14 protein-coding genes are annotated in these 18,438 nt (G+C 70.1%); 6 read left to right on the top strand and 8 right to left on the bottom strand.

All coding sequences use genetic code 11. The features are described 5' to 3' along the window. Nucleotides 1-59: 59 nt before the first annotated feature. Nucleotides 60-383: a recombinase family protein gene (locus NE236_RS09080; protein WP_252841412.1), complete on the bottom strand. Its 324-nt coding sequence runs from the start codon at nucleotides 381-383 to the stop codon at nucleotides 60-62. A gap of 206 nt (nucleotides 384-589) precedes the next feature. Between NE236_RS09080 and NE236_RS09075 the strand changes: the two genes are divergently transcribed. Continuing rightward, nucleotides 590-1,756 carry an NsdA family TPR-like regulatory protein gene (locus tag NE236_RS09075; RefSeq protein WP_252841411.1) on the top strand — a complete coding sequence of 389 codons (1,167 nt, stop codon included), beginning with the start codon at nucleotides 590-592 and terminating at the stop codon, nucleotides 1,754-1,756. Between the two features lie 15 nt (nucleotides 1,757-1,771). Continuing rightward, nucleotides 1,772-2,509 carry a 5-formyltetrahydrofolate cyclo-ligase gene (locus tag NE236_RS09070; RefSeq protein WP_252841410.1) on the top strand — a complete coding sequence of 246 codons (738 nt, stop codon included), beginning with the start codon at nucleotides 1,772-1,774 and terminating at the stop codon, nucleotides 2,507-2,509. Between the two features lie 118 nt (nucleotides 2,510-2,627). On the opposite strand, the gene NE236_RS09065 is transcribed toward NE236_RS09070, so the two are convergent. After that, nucleotides 2,628-2,960 carry a YciI family protein gene (locus NE236_RS09065; protein ID WP_252841409.1) on the bottom strand — a complete coding sequence of 111 codons (333 nt, stop codon included), beginning with the start codon at nucleotides 2,958-2,960 and terminating at the stop codon, nucleotides 2,628-2,630. 231 nt (nucleotides 2,961-3,191) lie between these two features. Here NE236_RS09065 and NE236_RS09060 point away from each other — a divergent pair, with 231 nt between their 5' ends. Further along, complete coding sequence (locus NE236_RS09060) at nucleotides 3,192-4,154, top strand: threonine ammonia-lyase (protein ID WP_252841408.1); 963 nt, start codon at nucleotides 3,192-3,194, stop codon at nucleotides 4,152-4,154. A 282-nt stretch (nucleotides 4,155-4,436) separates the two neighbouring features. Here the strand turns inward: NE236_RS09060 and NE236_RS09055 are convergent, their stop codons facing one another. Beyond that, nucleotides 4,437-7,922, bottom strand: a complete 3,486-nt coding sequence (locus tag NE236_RS09055) for a HEAT repeat domain-containing protein (protein WP_252841407.1) — start codon at nucleotides 7,920-7,922, stop codon at nucleotides 4,437-4,439. A 59-nt stretch (nucleotides 7,923-7,981) separates the two neighbouring features. Between NE236_RS09055 and NE236_RS09050 the strand changes: the two genes are divergently transcribed. Then, nucleotides 7,982-8,662 carry a GNAT family N-acetyltransferase gene (locus tag NE236_RS09050; RefSeq protein ID WP_308209070.1) on the top strand — a complete coding sequence of 227 codons (681 nt, stop codon included), beginning with the start codon at nucleotides 7,982-7,984 and terminating at the stop codon, nucleotides 8,660-8,662. A 143-nt stretch (nucleotides 8,663-8,805) separates the two neighbouring features. Here the strand turns inward: NE236_RS09050 and NE236_RS09045 are convergent, their stop codons facing one another. Next, the gene (locus tag NE236_RS09045) at nucleotides 8,806-9,033 is read right to left on the bottom strand and encodes a hypothetical protein (protein ID WP_252841406.1); all 228 of its coding nucleotides are present in this window, start codon (nucleotides 9,031-9,033) and stop codon (nucleotides 8,806-8,808) included. Nucleotides 9,034-9,409: 376 nt separating this feature from the next. On the opposite strand from NE236_RS09045, the gene NE236_RS09040 reads away from it, so the two are divergent. Both NE236_RS09040 and NE236_RS09035 read left to right on the top strand, forming a co-directional pair. Then, the gene (locus NE236_RS09040) at nucleotides 9,410-9,568 is read left to right on the top strand and encodes a hypothetical protein (RefSeq protein ID WP_252841405.1); all 159 of its coding nucleotides are present in this window, start codon (nucleotides 9,410-9,412) and stop codon (nucleotides 9,566-9,568) included. Between the two features lie 105 nt (nucleotides 9,569-9,673). After that, nucleotides 9,674-9,877, top strand: a complete 204-nt coding sequence (locus NE236_RS09035) for a hypothetical protein (protein WP_252841404.1) — start codon at nucleotides 9,674-9,676, stop codon at nucleotides 9,875-9,877. A gap of 230 nt (nucleotides 9,878-10,107) precedes the next feature. Here the strand turns inward: NE236_RS09035 and NE236_RS09030 are convergent, their stop codons facing one another. From NE236_RS09030 to NE236_RS09015, 4 genes are all read right to left on the bottom strand, one after another. Further along, nucleotides 10,108-11,526, bottom strand: a complete 1,419-nt coding sequence (locus NE236_RS09030; RefSeq protein ID WP_252841403.1) for a serine hydrolase — start codon at nucleotides 11,524-11,526, stop codon at nucleotides 10,108-10,110. Between the two features lie 190 nt (nucleotides 11,527-11,716). After that, nucleotides 11,717-13,852 (bottom strand): glycogen debranching N-terminal domain-containing protein, encoded by a 2,136-nt coding sequence (locus tag NE236_RS09025; protein ID WP_252841402.1) that lies wholly within the window; start codon nucleotides 13,850-13,852, stop codon nucleotides 11,717-11,719. Nucleotides 13,853-13,912: 60 nt separating this feature from the next. Continuing rightward, the gene (locus tag NE236_RS09020) at nucleotides 13,913-16,528 is read right to left on the bottom strand and encodes a glucosidase family protein (RefSeq protein WP_252841401.1); all 2,616 of its coding nucleotides are present in this window, start codon (nucleotides 16,526-16,528) and stop codon (nucleotides 13,913-13,915) included. Nucleotides 16,529-16,776: 248 nt separating this feature from the next. Beyond that, nucleotides 16,777-18,411, bottom strand: coding sequence for a glycoside hydrolase family 13 protein (locus tag NE236_RS09015; protein WP_252841400.1), 1,635 nt, complete (start codon nucleotides 18,409-18,411; stop codon nucleotides 16,777-16,779). Nucleotides 18,412-18,438 lie beyond the last annotated feature (27 nt).

Raw genomic sequence — 18,438 nt, 5'->3', positions numbered from 1 at the left:
TACGGGCAGCTGGCGATAAGCGTCGTGGACCTCAGTGCAGTCCAGGGGATTTGTCTCGTTCATCGCCACTTCCCCTGAACGACCCAGATGTGCGCTCCGGTCTCCTGCTCGATGTGCTGGCGCATGGCGTTCTGCAGGCCCGGCAGCCGAGCAAAGTGCCAGAGAGAGGGAACAATGATGTCTTTGACGTCGTGGCGCTTCAGCGCTTCGATCATGGTGTAGAACGCAGGTTCCTGACACCTGATGCTTTCGGTGAACACCTGGTCGAGAGTGAAACCTTCATGTTCGGCATACTCGGCGAGTTCTTGTCTGATTTGTTGGGCTTCGCCCTCTTGTTCTTCGCTACTTACTACGCGCATGTAGCCGTAGATCGCAGGTCGCATCGTGCTCCTTCGGTGTCTGTAACGGGGGTGGGCTCGGCATCGCCGGGCCGCTGTACACCAGAAAAGCCGGTTGACCTGCGAAGAACCAGAGCAGAGGAGAGGCGGGATAGACGCAAAAAAGAGGCGATAGAGCTTCTGACCTGGGCGGACATTCTCTCAGTGGCTATGTTGGGTACGTCCCTGGAATGCGTGGGAGGGAAGAGTGGATGGCGAGTAGGCGCGCACGCCTTGCCCAGCGCCGGAAATCGGCGGGCTACAGCCAGGAGAAGCTTGCCGAACGCCTGGGCGTTGAGCGATCAACAGTCGTGCGCTGGGAGACGGCCGAGAGCGAACCGCAGCCGTGGGTCCGGCCCAAGTTGGCCGCTGCGCTGAAGGTGACACTCGAAGAGTTGCAGGCCCTGCTCGACGAAGTCACGATCACGCAGGCTAATCCGAGTGAGCGCATGAGCTATGTGCTCGAACAGCCCTCGTCGGTCGATTTGGTGGCGGTCGCCTACCTGCACGAGCACATCCGCCAGTTCGACGAGCAGTACGACAAGGCACCATCGACAGCCCTGCTCGGTCCCGCCGGACAAGTCCACGGGCAAGTGAAGTTCCTTCGAGAGAACGCGACCAACCCCCGCGTGCGCAAGGCACTGTTCGAGGTGGAGGCCGAGTCCGCTACCTTAATGGGGCAGCTCATGTGGGACGTCAGCCAACGGCGCGACCATGCCGCACCGATCGCCTATCTCGACGAGGCCATCGCTGCGGCGCGCCAGGTACGTGACGCCTGTACCGAGGCGTACGCCATCCTACGCAAGGGCTTCGTCGCGCTCTACGGTGATAACGATCCGCACAAGGGCCTCGCACTGGCTGCGCAGGCGGCCGAGGTCGCCACTTTGACCAGTCCCTCGCTGACCGGACTGAGCCTGCTGCACATAGCCGAAAGCTACGCCATCACCGGCGACGTGAGAGCGTGCGAAAATGCATTGAAGAAGGCCGAGGGCCAGTTCGATCGAGTGAGCGCGGATGACGTGGCAGCGGAGTGCTACACGATCAATGAATTCAACCGCTTGAGCGGGTCGTGTCATCTCTTCCTTGGCATGCCGGATCGGGCCGAGCCGATCCTGCGCTCGACCGCCAGGGCGCTCGCCCCGAAGAAGAAGAGCCAGGCCATCGCCTTGGGCAACCTCACCCTGTCATTGATCCGTCAGCACAAGCTCGACGAGGCGGCGGCCACCATGCACCGGACGATCGACGCCGTGGAACTGACGCGCGGTGGCGGCGGGCTTAACCTGGCGTTCGCTGCCGGAAGAGAGCTCCGGGAGTGGCGGCAGGAGCCATGGGTGCAGGACATTAACGATCGCCTGCTGGCCCTTATGGCAGCGATCTAGAGATAGTGGTGAGGCGTGACCAACATCGACCAGGCCAAGAAATCCGTCCGCGACCGGGTATGGCGCCTGCTTGAGCGCGAAGGTGCGGCGCCGGAAGGCTCGTACGGCAAGATCCCCGGCTTCCACGGCGCGGAGGCGACGGCCCAGCGCCTGACCGAGCTCAGCCTCTGGGAGCGCGCGGGCACGATCAAGGCGAACCCGGACTGGGCGCAACTCCCGGTCCGTATCCAGGCGCTCAAGGACGGGAAGCTGCTTTACATGGCCGTCCCCAGGATGGCCAGCCTCCAGCCGTTCTTCCTCCTCGATCCGGCATCCCTCGACCTTCCCCCTGAGCGGGCGGCCGAGAAAAGGGGGGCCGCGCAGGTCGCTCGCCGTGTCGGCGTTGAGGACATGCAGCCCATCCATATCGTGATCTGCGGCAGCGTGGCGGTGAACCGGTCCGGGGCGCGAATCGGCAAGGGCGCCGGATACTCGGACCTGGAAGTGGCCCTACTCATCGAAGCGGGCCTCGTGACGGAACAGACGACCATCATCACGCCCGTTCATCAGCTTCAAGTCGTGGACGAGGAGATCCCCGAGACCGAGCATGACTTCAGCGTCGACCTCATCGTCACGCCGGATGAGGTGATCGAGTGCCCCGCGCGGCGTCGGCCGGCCGGACTCCTCTGGAATGATCTTCCTCCGGAGAAGATCGATGCGATACCCATTCTGGCAGCTCGTGTTTCAGAGAAGCGCTCGCGAGCGAAGCGGTGATTCTGGTCGTGTCGCTTTCGACGTCTTCCCCGAGGAGTCGATTCCGAGCGGGTCACGGCTGCTGTCCACGCCCGACATCGTGCTGACGCTGCGATGTGCGTACGTCGCAGCCAGCAGCCTACGGCGTTTCCCGCAACGGCCAGACCTCGACAACACCGTGCGCGACCGCGCAGGGGGTCCGTGACACGAGCTGGATGGCTTCCTCCAGCGTTGCCGCTTCGATGATCGCGAATCCGGCGACCGGGAGAGCCGACGACATGAACGATCCGCTCTCCACGCTCATGCCGGCACCGTCGTGGTTTCGCACCTGTACGGGCGAGCCGGTAATCCCCATATCGGCTCCCGCCGCACGCAAGCGAGTGTCATGCGCGTGCGCCTGGTCGCGGACCGCCGCGTCGGTGCGGTCGTAACCTTCCTGGTCGCCATACCCGATGGTCACAAATCTCGCCATAGCAGGTCCTCCTTTGGTCCGTCCGGACTGCTCGCCAGTACTGACCTTCATCGCGCCCCGAACTCATCGGTGCGTCCGACGCTCCGCACACCGGGGTCAGCCGCGCCGAGGCGTCCTAACGCATGGGCCGGGCGGGCTTTCGGGGAGGCACCAGCGAATGTGCGGGACGCGTCCGCCGGGTCCGTGGCACTGACGGTCAAGACGGCACCGTCGGGTGTGTATGGTCTCGGCGTGCTCAAGACGCGCCTTGATCTTGACCGGATCCACGCGGCCCGCCGCGTGATCGACCCCATATTTCTGAGTACCCCGATGTACCAGTGCGATGCACTGGGACGCCGGCTTGGCTGCACAGTGAGTATCAAACTGGAAACGGCGAACCCGGTCCGCAGCTTCAAGGCCCGGGGTACCGAGCTTGTAGCGAGCCTGCTGACCGAGCAGGGCCGGACTGCCGTGGTGTGCGCCAGCGCCGGCAACCTCGGCCAGGCGCTCAGTTGGTCAGGCCGCCGCCGTGGCCTCAACGTGACGGTCGTGGCATCGCGGCGGGCACCTGTTGCCAAGCTCGATCGGATCCGCGCGCTGGGTGCGGAGTTGGAATTGGTGGACGGCGACTTCGAAATGGCCCGTGAGCGGGCTGCGAGTATCGCGCAATGGCGCGGCGTTCGGCTGGTCGAGGACAGTCTGGACGTTGAGACCTGCGAGGGCGCCGCGACGATCGGCCTTGAGTTGGCGGGCGAGGAATCCGCGTTCGACGCTGTTCTGATCGCCCTGGGTGGCGGCGCGATGGCTAGCGGCGTGGGATACGTCCTGAAGACCCTGGTACCCGGAGTCGAGGTGATCTGCGTGCAGCCCATGGGTGCACCAGCGATGACTCGCTCCTGGCACGAGCGCCGCGTCATCACCACCGAATCGACCGACACCATCGCCGACGGCGTCGCCGGCCGGCACCCCATCCCAGCGGTCCTGGACGACCTCCTCACGGTGGCTGACGACGCCGTCCTTGTCCACGAGTCGTCGATCATCGCGGGCATTCAGATGCTCCTAGAGCACACGGGCCTGGTCGTCGAGCCATCAGCCGCCCTTGGCGTCGCTGCCGTCCTGGAAGACCGTGACCGTTTCGTCGGCCGTCACGTCGTCACTGTCATCTGCGGCAGCAACGTCGACCTGGATGCTTATCACCGCTGGGTTTATCGGTGATCTGCGCCGATGCACTCTCATGCCGCGATGAGTGCCGTCTCGCCAAGCCGGTTCTGGGGCAGAGCGCTGCCCTGCCGCACCTTCAGCGAGATGGGTGGGAAGTCCGATGTCGCGGAGGTGGCGGGCGAGCTGTTTGCTGTAGCCAGGGTGCGTTGTGCTCCTTCGATATCACCGTGCGCTCGTCGTCGTGGGCGATGTCGACGAGCTGGAGGACCAGACCGTCCAGGGGCGGCGGGAGCTTCAGCGGGGTCCTGTGGAGGCGGGGGGCGACGCCGTACCCGCTCAATGATCAAGCATCATGACGTTCCAGGCGTCCTGGGCGACCTCCGGTTGCGAGGAGCCGCGCCAGTGCCAGAGAACCTCTCGCCATTCGCCCGGCCAGCCGGCGCGGTCCCCGCCGATGCGGGTCAGGGCGACGGCGAACAGTCCGGCCGCGAGGTCGATCCGCCCGGACAGGCGCCGGAGAGTGGCCAGGAGCAACGCGGGATCGGCATTGCTGTGACTCCTGTAGTCGCGGAACTGGCTCGCGACCAGTTTCGCCGCCCGGGTCGCGAGGACCGGCCGGTTCGCGAGCAGGTCGGCCAGCTCGCCGAGGTGGTCGGCGAGGCGGGCCGCCTTCGTGTCCCCCTCTGCCGCCTCGGCGACCGGTCCACCTCCCGCACCGGAACTCGCGGACTCCGGCCCGGCGCCGTCGGCGCGTTCCGGCACGGGGAGGAGCGCGACGCCGAGACGGGCCGCCTCCGGCAGGTGCCGGGGCTCGGCGGCGAGCAGGCGCATCGCCTCCCGCACGAGCCGCGGCTCCCAGGGCGTGAATCGCCGACCGGCGGACCGGTCGGTCGCCAGTATGTCGACGATCGACCGTATCCGGGCCGGCGCCCGGGAGGCGGTGTCGTCACGGTGATCCGCGGACCCGGTCGTGTCCGTGCCGAACAACCGGTGAACGGCGGCCAAGCGGCCGAGCACGTCGAGGATCTCGTCGTGGAGCGTGCCGGCCCTGAGGAGAGAAAGGAGCACGGACACTTCGCCGTCGCCGGCCGGGTCCTCCGGATCCCCGGCGGCCCGGATGATCTCCACGAACCCGCCTTGGTACCAGGGAGCCCAGGTGGCGAACGCCTTCGAGGCACGGAACCGGACACCCGGACCGTCCGCCGCCAGCAGCAGCCGGCGGACGAGGTCGGCGTAGGCGGGGCGGTGAACCGTCCCGTATTCATGCGGGTTCGCCTGGAACAACGTCCGCGCCATGAGCTCCCCGGCGTACGGGTCCGCGGCCGCCCGCAGCGCCGGCAGGGTTCGCGGGTCCTCCGGAACCCGGCGCAGCGCCACCGCCACCGCCACGCGTACGTCACGGTGGGTGTCCGGCGACTCCCACGCGCGCAGCAACAGGTCCACCGCGCCCGGCACGCGGCAACCGGCCAATTGCCTGGCCGCCTCCTTCCGCACCGTGACCTTGGTGTCCGGGCCGAGCAGCGCGCGTTCGAGGATCGGGCGGAGCCGTGACGACCGGACGGCCCGGCAGCACCGCGCCGCGGCCGCCACGGCGGTGCGGGAGGCGGGACCCCGCGCGTACGTCAGCAGGATCGGCAGTGCCTCGGCGGGCGTGTCCGTCCCGGCGAGTGCCTCGATCGCCGTCTCGGCGATGACCGGATCCGCCCGCTCGGCCAGGGTGGTGAGCTCGCCCAAGGCGGCGGGAAGCCGGCCGGCCGCCCGAACCGCGGCCATCCTGTCGGCGACGGGCAGACGGTCGTCCTGAATGACCCGGCGCAGCCGGCCGCGCACCTGGTCGCACTGATGAGGGGTCCATCGTCCCGGCAGACCACCGCCGGCGTCCGGGACCCAGGGACCGGAATCAGGGCGACGACTCGCCGAACCGTCGGAGACCGGTATGCCGAGCAGGTCGGTGCGGCGCCCTGCGATCGTTCGCCAGACGGCGGGCAGTTCGATGGTGGACGGATCATCGCGCACGAGGGAGGCCGCCCGCTCGTCGCGGTCGGGTGCGTCGGCGAGCCAGAACTCGGCCGCCTGCCGGGCCAGTGGCTCCGGCGCGCGGAGGGCCGCCAGGCGCAGGTCGTCCTGGAGCTCGTCGAGTGGCCGGGCCCTCCGGCCGAGCGCCCGTCTGAGGGCGACGACCAGGGCGAAGTCGGCGCGTTCCCGGGAGGCTCGCAGGTGGGGACGCAAAACCGTGAGGAGTTCGCGCTCCTGGCCCGCGCGCAGGATCGTGTCCAGGCGCTCCCGCCGGTCGTCCCGCGTCGGCTCCGCCCCGCGGCGCCGCCGTCGGCGGACGGTCGAACACGCCTCCTCATCCCACGTGAGGGCATCCGCCCCGTAACGCCGCACGAGCCGGTCGTACACGCCGAAGGCCCAGGCGATCAGGTCGGGCGAGACGCCCGGATCATGGTGGCGCAGCACCCGCGCGGCCAGACCCCGTAGGGCCGCGCAGGTGGCGGGAGAGGAGTCCCCGGCTTCGGCGACGCGGGCGGCGAGCCGTTCGAGGGCACCCGCGCATCGATCGTCCAGCAGCCCGGGACGCAGCTCGCGCACCGCGGTCAGAAGGGTTCCCCGCAGCGGGTCCTGTTCGTTCTCCGTACGCCGGGTCAGTTCGTCGAGCAGTTCCGCGAGCAGCGTCCGGTCCCCGCTACGGGCCGCGCACTCGACCAGCAGGGTGCGGGCGAGTCCCCGCCGCCGAGGGTCACCGCCGAAGGCGGCCTCCCTGAGCGAACCGGCCGCCTCCTCGTACGGCAAGTGGGAGGTCAGCCGAAGCGGGATATCGGGATCGTCCAGCCGGCTACGGGCCGAATGCCAGACGGAGGCGTGCCACTCCAGCGACCGCCGCGCCTCGGCCGCCGCTCGCTCGGCCGGGAGGATCGCCAGAAGGGAGTTCCACCACACCGGCAACGCCCGATCCCCGACCCGCACGGACTGAAAGATCGCCGTCCGGCGGGCAGGTGGCAGCGCGCGCAGAATCGGGCCCAGGTGGTGGTGGATGTCCTTTGCGACCGCCACGATCTGTTCGTCGGAGCATCGGCGCAGGAGGGTGAGCAGCGTTCGCGAGGGCGTGTTCCACGGCAGGCCCCAGCCTCGGGCGCCCAACAGCACCCGGGCCGTACGATCGGGGTCCACCTCGAACAGTGCGCCGGCGACCGCCGCTGGCAGGTGTGCCGCGTGCCAGCCGATGTCGTGGCGTTCCAGGATCGCCAGGACGCGGCCGGGCTCCGCCGAGGCGGCGGCGATGACCGCGTCCTCATGCCGCCGCCACCAGCCGGGTGCCTCGGACAGCTCCCTCTCGACGGTGTCCAGGACCGCGTTCGGATGGCGGCGGCCCAGTGCGCGCCATGAGGTCACGGCGTGGGTGAGGTCCGGGAGATGACGAGAGACGACCGCGGCCGTACAGGCGGGCAGCAGGGCCGCGCCCTCGCGGTCGCCCCAGCGATCGCGGACCTCCGTGAGGAGCCGGTCCGCCAGGGCCGAGCGCCGCGCGTGCGCCAGCGTGCGGTACAGCGCCAGCCGCAGGTCCAGCGGCGCGTCGTCGAGGACTGCGGCCGCCGCCTCGTCGGAGACCGGAAGGGTCCGGACGGCGCGCAGGGCGGCCCGGCGCAACGCCATGTCCGGTTCCGTGAGGATCGTCTCGACGTACTCCAGGTCGCGGGCTGCCATGGCCAGGTGCAGAGCGGTCCGCCGCTCGTACCGGCCGAGCCGTCCCAGGTCCGCCAAGAGGTCACTGAAGCCCGAGGTCCGGCGGTGCCGGCGCGCGTACAGGGCCTGTTCCCGCATACGGCGCGCGTAGGGAAGGGATTCAAAGAGGTGAAGGAATTCGACAGTGCTCTGGGCCGGTGCTCCGACCGGCTCGGCGGGCCTCAACGGCCGGGGCGGAGGCCGCCCTTTCCATCGATCATGCGACCGATGATGACGGATCCCCTTGCCGTCCGCAACCGGTGCTTCCCGTCGATAATCGAGGAATGTCGATCTTCCTGGAGACCAACCGCCTGACACTGCGCCGTTTCACCGAGGCTGACGAAGACAACCTGGTCGAGCTCGACAGTGACCCTGAGGTCATGCGCTTCCTGAACGGTGGCAGGCCGACTCCCCGCGAGGAGGTACGGAGCCGGCTGCCGGCACTCTTCGGCTACTACGAGCGGTTCGAAGGGTTCGGCTACTGGGCAGCGGAGGAGAAGTCCACCGGACGGTTTCTGGGCTGGTTCCACTTCCGGCCGAACCTGAACGAACCGCGTGACGGCGAGATCGAGCTCGGCTATCGGCTGCGCAGATCGGCCTGGGGCATGGGCTACGCCACCGAAGGGTCGCGCGCGTTGATCCATAAAGGTTTCACCGAGTTGGGGGTGGAACGCGTGGTCGCGGAGACGATGACGGTCAATCTCGGCTCCCGACGCGTGATGGAGAAGTCGGGCCTGACGTTCGTCCGCACCTTCCACCGCGACGGGCTGGACGCCATCGAAGGCTCCGAGCACGGAGTGGTCGAGTACGCGCTGACCAAAGCCGATTGGGAAGCATGAGCTTCCCGGCCGTCGCTGAGCGGCTCTCTGGAGAACGGCTACCACCCAGAGACGAGCCGTAGATCAGACGCCGCCACCGCGACTGCTCGATCGAAACCCCTGAAAGGTATCTGATCAGCGCATATACGACGAACTGTCACCTGTCAGTGATGGGAATGACACAAACGGACGGTCGTTGCGCTGCGGTTGCTGTCGTCAGAAAGCCCTGAGACACGAGACCTCAGGGCTGTTCCTGCATGCCAGATGTCAGACAGCGCGTCGACCAGTTCGACTGTGAAGGAGCGGACCTCCTCGGTGCTCAGATGACGCACCCAGGGGAAGACGTCCGGCATGGCGAGGAGCAGCGCGCGAACGCTCGGATCGTGCTTCATCAGCGCCAGGAAGACCTCTCGGTGAGAGCGACGATCTCGGCGATCTCGTCGGTCATCGTACGTCCTGTCGCGGCGACCTCCCGCGCGCAGTAGGGCTCCTCTACTCAGTGCCTTGTCGGAGTGGGCCATACCACCCTCCCGTCAGCGAACGACACCCGGAATCCGGCCGTTACTAGGGTTCTATGCACGAATGGCGGCTTGTGCAACGGGTTGACTAAATCGCGCCGAGGCCGCTCACCTTGAGCTGGATCTCGTTTCGAACGGCCATCGGGTCGTGTGATCAACAGCACGATGCCGTTCGGAGAGCGGCCGGAACAGTCCCATGTGACCAAAGTTCAAGCCCGCGCTTCGCGGGGCCAGACAAAGGGAGCAACAGATGGTGAACTCGCAGACGTCCAAGATGAACCAGGAGCCCAGCGGGTCCTCGAAGAGGGGCGTCGAGATCACGCGGGGCGGCCTCAGCGAGGCCCGTCAGCAGGACGCCGGCGAGGACCAGGACACGGCCGAGGCCAACGTCCGTCACAGCCACAACTAGCCGCTGCCAGTCGGACCACCCCCTGCGGGTGAGTCGCGCTGACAGCGAGCCTCTTCAGCTCAACGGCCGCCCCCCACCCGGGGGGGCCGCTTTTTTATCAGGGTTGTGCGTAGGGTAATCACCTCTTTCGTACCTTGGCCGACTTTCATCGGCCTGAAGTGCGGGAAGTTCGGCGCGGGCATGGCGGGCACCTGCTGGCGCACCTACCTGCAAGGCATAAAGGGAAGCACAGCGATGGGCGTGATGTTCCGCAAGCGGCAGGAACTGCTCGACAAGCCGTCTCGGCCGGGAACCGCACAGATTGCCTAAGGACGTTGCCGTCAAAAAGACCCGGGGCGATTTCGCTCCACGGTCTTTTTTCAGGTCAAAGATGGTTGGCAGGGGCGGGGTCGAACCGCCGACCTTCCGCTTTTCAGTCGTACGTTCGCCGAGACGACCCTCGCCCCCCGACGGTCCGCCGAGGCGGGCGCTCTGAGAGCGGCGCCTTCGCGCATGAAATAAGGGGACGGAGATCCGGCCCCTTATTCGCTTCCGGGTGGTTACCGCTGGGCCTCGTAGTCGTCCATCACACGGCCGAGCGTCGCGAACTTGTCGGTGCGGTTCACCGCGGGCTGGGGGCCCGGGTCTGGGCGGTTCGTGTCCTGGTAGCGCCAGCCGAGGTTGCTGAAGGCGACGATGATGTAGTCGCGCTTCGGCTTACCGGGCAGCGAGTGCACGATGCCCGCGTCCCCGGCGGCGAACGCCGTCAGACCGGTCTTGTGGGCGAACGTCACCTCGGCGGCGTCCTGGCAGGGCTGCACCGGGTAGAGGTACTTCCCGTCGGTCGGGTCCTCGTTGACCGTCACGGTCCCGTCGGCGCCGATCCACCGCTGCGCGATGCGCTGCGGCATGCCGGCCGTCGGGTAGGTGTAGCCGCAGTAGTTCGTCGTCGACAGGACGTTGTTCCAGCCCTGCTCGCCGAGCTCCTTCATGAAGTATTCGCGGGACGCCTTGCTCAGCAGGCCGCTGGTGACCGGCTTCCCGTTCGGAGCGGTCCACGCCGTGCCGGAGACACCGTTGATGAGCATCAGCAGCTTGGCGGTGTCCAGAGACGACATCGTGACGTTCGGGGACCAGTCACCGTTGGCCGGGTCGGTGCCCTTCAGCTGGAGCATGTCCAGGCCGAGGTCCTGGAACTGCTGGTTGAGCCAGTCGACCCCGCCGTGGTCGTGCATCACCTTGATGAGCGTGCACGCCGAGCCGTTGTCCGAGATGGTGATCATCCGGTCGAAGTACTCGCCGATGGTCCGGGTGGTGGCACCCTCACAGCGGTCGGAGGCCTTCGTCGGCGTGTAGGCGTAGGTGTCGCTCAGCTTGATGGTGCCCTTGTCCACCAACTGCAGGATCCCGAAGCCGACCATCAGCTTGATGATCGATGCCGGGTAGGGCTCCATGAAGTCGATGGGCGCGTTCTCGCGGCCGGGGACGGTGTCGGTCGTTCCCTGACCGTTGTTCGCGTCCCACTGGTCCGTGTCCCAGAGGCGGTACCGGACCCCGTCGGTGTGGAGGTTCTTGTCCACCGGGACGACGACGCCGTTCTTGTACTGCGGGCTCATCAGGACGGTGCCGGACGAGACCGGCCGGCCCTTCGTGTCGAGCTCGATGACGGACACGTCGACCTGCGGCTGCTGGTGGATCGACGTGGCGGCGGCCGCGCTCAGCGCGGGCGCGTGCTTCGGCCGGCCCGATTCGGACTCCGGCTGGGCGGCGAGAGCGCGGGCCTGGGCCGATCCGGGCGGGGTCGTGTCCAGGACGTCGCCGAAGTTCTGCGCGGTCATGGTCTTCTGGAGCTGTTCGGCGAGGTCGCCGGACCGGTGCGTGGCCGCGTTCGCCGGCTGGACCAGGGTGGCCGTCAACGCGGCCGCGCCGCCGAGCGCGACCAGGGCCTGACCGTGTTTTCGAATTCGAGACAAGATCATCGCGACAGAGTAACCCGAACGTGATCATGACTTCCGGCTGTCCACAAAATGGGATAAGAACCTTTACTCCGCGCTAACGAAACGCAGTCCGCCCGCTCGGCTGCCGCCGCTCCGTTGACCTTGGGAGAACCGCCCATCGCCGGTGCGCGCAAAGGGCGGTTCATCCAAAGTCAACGAGGAGGCTCGCGGATCAGATCTCGAGGGTCAGGCCGGGAGGTGTGCCGATGAGTGACACGGCCCCCTGGGGGTCCACGTCGATCGAGACGGTCGCGTCGCCGACGCGCACGTTGCTCACGGACAGCGCCCCGAACCCTCCGATCGGGGACACGGCCATGCGGCCGGACGGGACGTCGATGTCGAGCCCGAGCAGTGCGGTGACCAGCGCCGGGGAGACCGCGGCGGCCCACGCCTGTGGTCGGCACGCCGCCGGGTACGGCACGGGACCGGCCGGGCGGCCGGCCTCCCCTCCCCCGTCGGCCGTTCCCCCACCGTCGTCCGTCCCCCCACCGTGGACCGGGACACCCTCATCCTCGGCGCCGCGACCTGGGCCGCCGTCCGTCCCCGCTGGGGAGGCCCCCGGGGTGCCGTCGCCCGTAAGAGACCCGCGGTTCGTACGGCTGCCTTGGCCCGGCGGGGCGGCCTGGCCGCCGAAGAGCTCCGGCAGGCGGTAGCCGAAGCTCGGCGCGGCGGCGATCAGGCCGCGTGCCAGGTTCGCGGCGATGTCGCGGTGGCCGGCGCGGACGAGGCCGAGCACGGCGATGACGGTGTCGTGCGGCCACACCGAGCCCAGGTGGTACGACAGCGGGTCGAATCCGGCCGAGCCCGTGCCCAGGGTCCGCAGGCCCCACCCCGAGTCCAGCTCGGCGATGCGGGGCGCGACCTGATCCTCCTCGGCCGGGGTGAGCAGGCCGGTGCCGAGGAGGTGCCCGAGGTTGGATGCCGGGCCGTCGACCGGGTGTCCCCCGCCGTCGAGGGCGATCGCCGGGTAGCCGTCCACCCAGAAGCACGCGCGGAACCGCTCGGCGAGGGCGGCGGCCCACGCGCGGCGGCGCTCGCCGCCGGGCCGGCCGAAGGCGTCGAGCAGGTCGGCGCCGAGCATGGCCGCCTGGAAGGCGTACGCCTGCACCTCCGACAGGGCGACCGGAGGCTTGGCCAGGCGGCCGTCGGCATGCTGGACGCCGTCCGTGGAGTCCTTCCAGCCCTGGTTGACGAGCCGGTCCGGCGAGCCGGTGTAGGAGACGAACCCGTCGAAGCCCGCCAGCCAGTCCAGCGCGCGTTCGGCGGCGGGCAGCAGCGCCTCGACCTGCGAGGCGGGCATGCCCCAGCGCCAGGCCTCGGCGAGGGTGATGACGAACAGGGGCGTGGCGTCGACGGTCCCGTAGTACACCGGCGGCAGCCAGCCGGCCGCGTGCACGGGCCGGAGCTCGTGCGGGATCTTGCCGGGCTCCTCCTCGGTGTCCGGGTCGTGCCCGGCGCCCTGGTGCCGGGCCAGGGCGCGCAGGGTGCCGGCGGCGAGCTCGTACCCGAGCGGAAGCGCCAGCCGCGCGCTCCACAGCGAGTCCCGGCCGAACAGCGTGAGGTACCAGGGACTGCCCGCCGCGCAGTACGGGTCGCCCTCGTCGGCGAGGAGCAGCGCGCCGAGGTCGGCGATCCCCTGGTCGACGAGCGCCTCCAGGCGGCGGTCGGCGGACTTCACGGTGAGCGGGGCGGCCGTCCACGGCGGCGGCCCGCTCGGCGGGCACTGCCGGAACCCCTCCACCGGCGGGGGCGTCGCCCGTACGGTGAGTGTGGTCGTGAACTCCTCGCCGGGCGCCAGGGACAGCTCGGCGTGGGTCCGGCCCGTCAGCGTCACCGCGTACCCGTCCGGTGCGGTGTGCGCGACCCCGTCCCGCAGCGGCGCCTCACTCCCCGGGTCGCCGCCGGGCATGGCCTCCATGCCCGGCTCGCCGAACGTTCCGGCCTTCACCGCGCTGATCTCCGCCAGGTCGGCGGCCGCCTCCACCGCCAGCACCGCGGTGACGGGCTCGGCGCCGGTGTTCCGGACGCGGATCTCCTCGGTGCCGCCGTCGCGGCGGACCGTGCGGGTCCGCTCGACGGTCAGGGCGCCGAGCACGGCGGTGAACCGGGCGCCGTTCGCCCCGAGCGCGGCCGCGTCCACCGGCTCGGGCTCGGTCCCGTCGACGGTCAGCACGAGACGCGACAGGACACGCCGGTCGGCGACGTACAGCCCGTCACCGCCTCCGGTCAGCCGCCCGCTGGGCGGCGAGAGCCAGATGGCGGGCGCCGCCACGCAGGTCAGGTGCTCGTTCAGGGAGGGCTGGGGCACGACGACTCCAGGGAGGTCGGGGGCGCCCCGCCGGTCGTGACGGGGCGCCCCAGGGGTGATTCAGCGGAGGGCGACGGCGAGGACCGAGGTGCCGCGGAGGGATCCGGCGTCGGCGACGACCTCGGTGCCGCGCGCGGTGCGCCGGAGCTTGTACGCGACCGGGTGCCCGTCGAGGGTCGCCGACGCGACCGTCGCGCCGGCCGGCAGGACCTGGCCGATCAGCAGCGCGGCCTCGGCGGATCGGCCGGTCACCGTCGTGCGCAGGGACTTCCCGGCCGCCTCGGCGGTCACGTCGACCGCGCCGCCGCCGACCCGGATCTTACGCCCGGCGACGCGGGACTGCCCCGGCGGCACCTGCGGCACGACCTCCAGCCGTCCCCGGCCCATGTCCGGGGAGACGCCGAGCTGCTGGTGGACGACCGGCCACAGGTTGCCGTACGCGCCCCACGCCTGCAGGACCATCGAGCGCTCGGTGAACCGGCGGTCGATGTTCGGCGGGTCGAAGTCGGGGCTCGGCGCGATCTCCGGCATGGCGCCCGGCATCTCCCACAGGGACGGGTCGAGCTGGATGCGGGCGTTGTCGGTGGTGTACGTCCGCTGCTGGGCGAGGCGGCCGTAGTTGCCCTCGGCGACGGCCATGATGCCGTTGCCGAGGGAGTAGGTGGCACGCTCGCTCTGCACCGCCGATGTCGCGGTGTCACAGGACGATCCCTTGTTGCCGCCCTCGGCGGAGGTCGGGCCGGTGCCGCTGTGGTAGAGGCCGTTCACGCCCGTGTAGCAGGGCTGCTCGCGGCGGGACAGGGCGGCCTGCGCGTGCTCGTCGCTCGCGAGCGGGCGGGTGACCTGGCCGGGGCGGACCAGCTCGGCGTCCATGGGGGTCACGCCGGTCCAGTGGCGCTGGAAGATCTTGGTGTTGTCGTTGGCGGGGTTCGCCGGGTCGTCGACGGAGTCGGCGTACTGGTCGGTGTCACCGCCGTACCACCAGGCCGTCTCGAAGCGGCGCTCCAGGTTCGCGGCGCGCTCGCCGGCCCAGCGGGCCGTGGCCGTGTCGCCCCGGGCGGTCGCCAGGTCGGCCAGGTCGCGCAGGCCGCGGATCGTGTAGACCGTGTTGTCGAGCTTCTCGGCGCCCATGCCGGTGCGCTCGACGTTGCCCAGGCCCTCGGGCCAGCCGTCGCCGTCGGCGTCCAGCTTGTCGACGACGTAGCGCATGTTGCGCCTGGTGAAGTCGTACATCTCGCGCAGGAAGGCCGGGTCGCCGGTCCAGCGCCAGACGAGCGCGACGGCGCTGGGGAACTTGGCGGTCTCGTCGGTGTTGCCCGCCTCGCCGTTGGCGCCGAAGTACACGGAGCCGTCGGAGACGACCTCGTGGATCACCTTGCCGCTGCGGTCGTTGACGAGGTCGCTGGTGTCGCGGATCGCCCGCAGGTGGTCCTCGATCGGGTCGAACTGCCCGGCCGCCACGGTCGCGAAGGCGGTGTACTCGCCGTCGGTGCCGAACAGCCACGGGTAGTCCGGCCAGCCCGCGCCGAGCCAGCGCGCCCTGGCGACGGTGCCCTTGGGCGCGGGGTACTCCTTGCCCTCGTGGGTGACCCGCATCGTCAGATCGCGGGCCTCCTGCACCGAGTCGGCGAGGTTCTGCTTGCTCCACTCGACGCTCTGCTGCAGCAGCCGGTCACCGGGCAGGTCGACGACGGTGTTCGCGGCGACGGCGCGGCGGGCGGCGATCTTGCGGGCGAGCAGTGCGGCCGGGTCGCGCAGCGCGGTGCGCAGCGCACCGCGAGCCTCGGAGACGCCGTGGTCGGAGCCGGCGACCGCGATCCACACGGTGGCCCTGCCACCCGCCGGGACCGTCACGTCGTAGGAGAGGCGCCCGCCGGTCCCCTTGCCGAACGCCGAGTCGTCGCAGCGCTTCGGCTGCTCGCCGGTCGCGGGGCAGACGACGGCCGGCTCCTGCGGCCCCCGGTGGCCCGCACCGAGCCCGTGCCCGACCGGCGCGCGGTCGGCGGCCACGAGGGCGGCGTAGTCGTGCGGCGCGGCGTTCGGCACCTTCGGGGTTCCCTGCTCACGGAAGACCAGTCCCCCGTTTTCGTACGCGCCGGTGTCCGGCAGGTTCATCGCCTGCTGGTCGGGCGTCGTCCAACCCCACGGGTAGGCGGTCATCAGCTCCGAGTGCGCGTCCACGTCGAGGCGTACGGTCCGGCGGGACGCGGAGCTGAGGGTGATGCCGATGAGCCCGGCGCGTACGCCGTCAGGCGCGACGTCCGTGCGCTCGGCGCGCACACCGTCCGCCGCGCCGTACGCGATCCGGGTGTAGCCGTGCCCGGCCGTGAACCGTTCGGCGGCGGCCTGCTTGCCGAGCCAGGCACCGTTCAGGCCGAACCAGACGCCGTCGAGGAGCTTCAGCGGCGGTGTCCAGAGCCCGCCCATCTCCCCGTTCGTGTGCCAGCCCGCGGCCGGGTAGAGCCCGTCCTCGGTCGAGACCGAGTAGAAGCGGTCCCCGTTGACGACCGACCGCCGGTCCGGGAGCCGGGTGGTCTCCGACAGCTCGGCCGGGACGGCCGCCGTGGCGGGGGCGGTCGCCGCGCGGACCGGGGCGGTCCGCGCGGCCATGGTCCCGGCGATCAGGACCAGCGCGACGGCGGCAGCGGAGACGGGCCTGATGACATGTCCTCGCAAGAACATCACCTCTCGTAGATGACCCCCGAGACGGATGGAGCGTGTCGGTGGAGACGGCCGGCCAGGCGGCCGTCTCCGCGGGCGGAGGCCCGTCGGCCCGAGGCGCCGGTCGGCGACATCCCGGTGTCGGCGGGCCGCGTCACTCGGTCAGGCGCGTTCGCCGGCGAAGGGCCGCCGGCGGGTGGCGCCGCTCAGTCGGACACCGCCTGCCGGCGACCCTGACCGTGGGCGCCGGCCGGCGGCACCGGTCAGTCCGACACGGCCAGCCAGACGGCCGTGTCCGTGGGCAGCAGCCCGCCGTCGAGACGGCCGCTGGCCAGCAGCACCTCGGCGTCGGCGGGCAGTTCGTGCGGCGTGCCGGACAGGTTGACGACGCAGGCGAAGCCGGGCGTGCGGGTGAACCGCAGCACGCCCTCGCGTGCGTCGTCGTCCCAGGTCAGCCCGCCGTCACCCAGGGCGGCGTGCTCATGCCGGATCCGCAGCGCGGCGCGGTAGAGCTCCAGCATGGACGCCGGGTCGCCGGCCTCCGCCTCGACCGTGCAGCCCTTCCAGGAGTCCGGCTGCGGCAGCCAGGGCGTGCTCCCGTCCGGGCCGAATCCGTACGGTTCGGTGTCACCGGACCACGGAATCGGCACCCGGCAGCCGTCCCGGCCACGAGACGTGTGGCCGGAACGTTCCCAAACCGGGTCCTGCAAGGCGGACTCGGGAAGGTCCTCGACCTCCGGGAGGCCGAGTTCCTCGCCCTGGTAGACGTACGCCCCGCCGGGCAGGGCCAGCATGAGCAGCGCGGCGGCGCGGGCCCGGCGGGTGCCGAGCTCGATGTCGACGGGTTCCTCGACGTCGTTCTGCGGGCCGCGGCCGCCGGTGTGGGTCCGGCCGTACCGCGTGACGTGGCGGACCACGTCGTGGTTGGACAGGACCCAGGTGGCGGGCGCGTTCTCCAGGGCGAAGGCGCCCAGGCTCTCGTCGATGACGGCCCGCAGGCTCACGGCGTCCCAGGGGGCGCGCAGGTAGTCGAAGTTGAAGGCGGTGTGCAGCTCGTCGGGGCGGAGGTACCGCGCCAGCCGCTCCGGGGTGGCCACCCATGCCTCCGCCACGAACGTGCGGTCGCCGTCGTAGCGGCCGGCCACCCGCCGCCAGCCGCGGTAGATCTCGTGGACCCCGTCGCGGTCCCAGTGCGGGTGGTCGAGCCGCATGCTCGGCTCGAGGACGTCCTCGCCCTCACCGCCGATGTCCGGCAGCCCGTCCTGCTTGATCATGCCGTGCGCGACGTCGATGCGGAACCCGTCGACGCCGCGGTCGAACCAGAACGCCAGCACCTGTTCGAACTCCGCGCGGACCTCGGGGTTCTCCCAGTTCAGGTCCGGTTGTTCGGGGGCGAACAGGTGGAGGTACCACTCTCCGTCCGGCAGCCGGGTCCAGGCGCTGCCGCCGAACGTGCTCCGCCAGTCGTTCGGGGGCAGTTCGCCGTCGGCGCCGCGACCGGCACGGAAGACGTACCGGTCGCGTTCGGGGCTTCCCGGGCCGGCCGCGAGCGCGGCCTGGAACCACTTGTGCCGGTCGGAGGTGTGGTTGGGAACGATATCGATGATCACCTTGAGACCGTGATCGTGTGCGTCACGGATCAGGGCGTCCGCGTCGGCGAGGTCGCCGAACATCGGGTCGATATCGGTGTAGTCCGCCACGTCGTAGCCCCCGTCCGCCATCGGCGACGGGTACCACGGCGTGATCCAGACGGCGTCGACGCCGAGGTCGCGCAGGTACGGAAGCCGGGACCGGATGCCGGTGATGTCACCGATCCCGTCGCCGTTCGCGTCGGCGAAGCTGCGAATGTAGATCTGGTAGATGACGGCGCTGCGCCACCAGGGGGCGTTGACGTGCACGGTTTCCCTTCGGGGGGTGGGGACGGC

Source organism: Actinoallomurus purpureus (genome assembly GCF_024055795.1).
GTDB lineage: Bacteria > Actinomycetota > Actinomycetes > Streptosporangiales > Streptosporangiaceae > Actinoallomurus > Actinoallomurus purpureus.
This window is presented reverse-complemented; position numbering and strand designations above follow the sequence as displayed.

Excerpts from the sequence above, each read along its gene's own strand:
- NE236_RS09080 (WP_252841412.1), bottom strand. The coding sequence starts at position 383 with ATGCGACCTGCGATCTACGGCTACATGCGCGTAGTAAGTAGCGAAGAA.
- NE236_RS09075 (WP_252841411.1), top strand. The coding sequence starts at position 590 with ATGGCGAGTAGGCGCGCACGCCTTGCCCAGCGCCGGAAATCGGCGGGC.
- NE236_RS09065 (WP_252841409.1), bottom strand. The coding sequence starts at position 2,960 with ATGGCGAGATTTGTGACCATCGGGTATGGCGACCAGGAAGGTTACGAC.
- NE236_RS09055 (WP_252841407.1), bottom strand. The coding sequence starts at position 7,922 with ATGCGGGAACAGGCCCTGTACGCGCGCCGGCACCGCCGGACCTCGGGC.
- NE236_RS09045 (WP_252841406.1), bottom strand. The coding sequence starts at position 9,033 with ATGAAGCACGATCCGAGCGTTCGCGCGCTGCTCCTCGCCATGCCGGAC.
- NE236_RS09040 (WP_252841405.1), top strand. The coding sequence starts at position 9,410 with ATGGTGAACTCGCAGACGTCCAAGATGAACCAGGAGCCCAGCGGGTCC.
- NE236_RS09030 (WP_252841403.1), bottom strand. The coding sequence starts at position 11,526 with ATGATCTTGTCTCGAATTCGAAAACACGGTCAGGCCCTGGTCGCGCTC.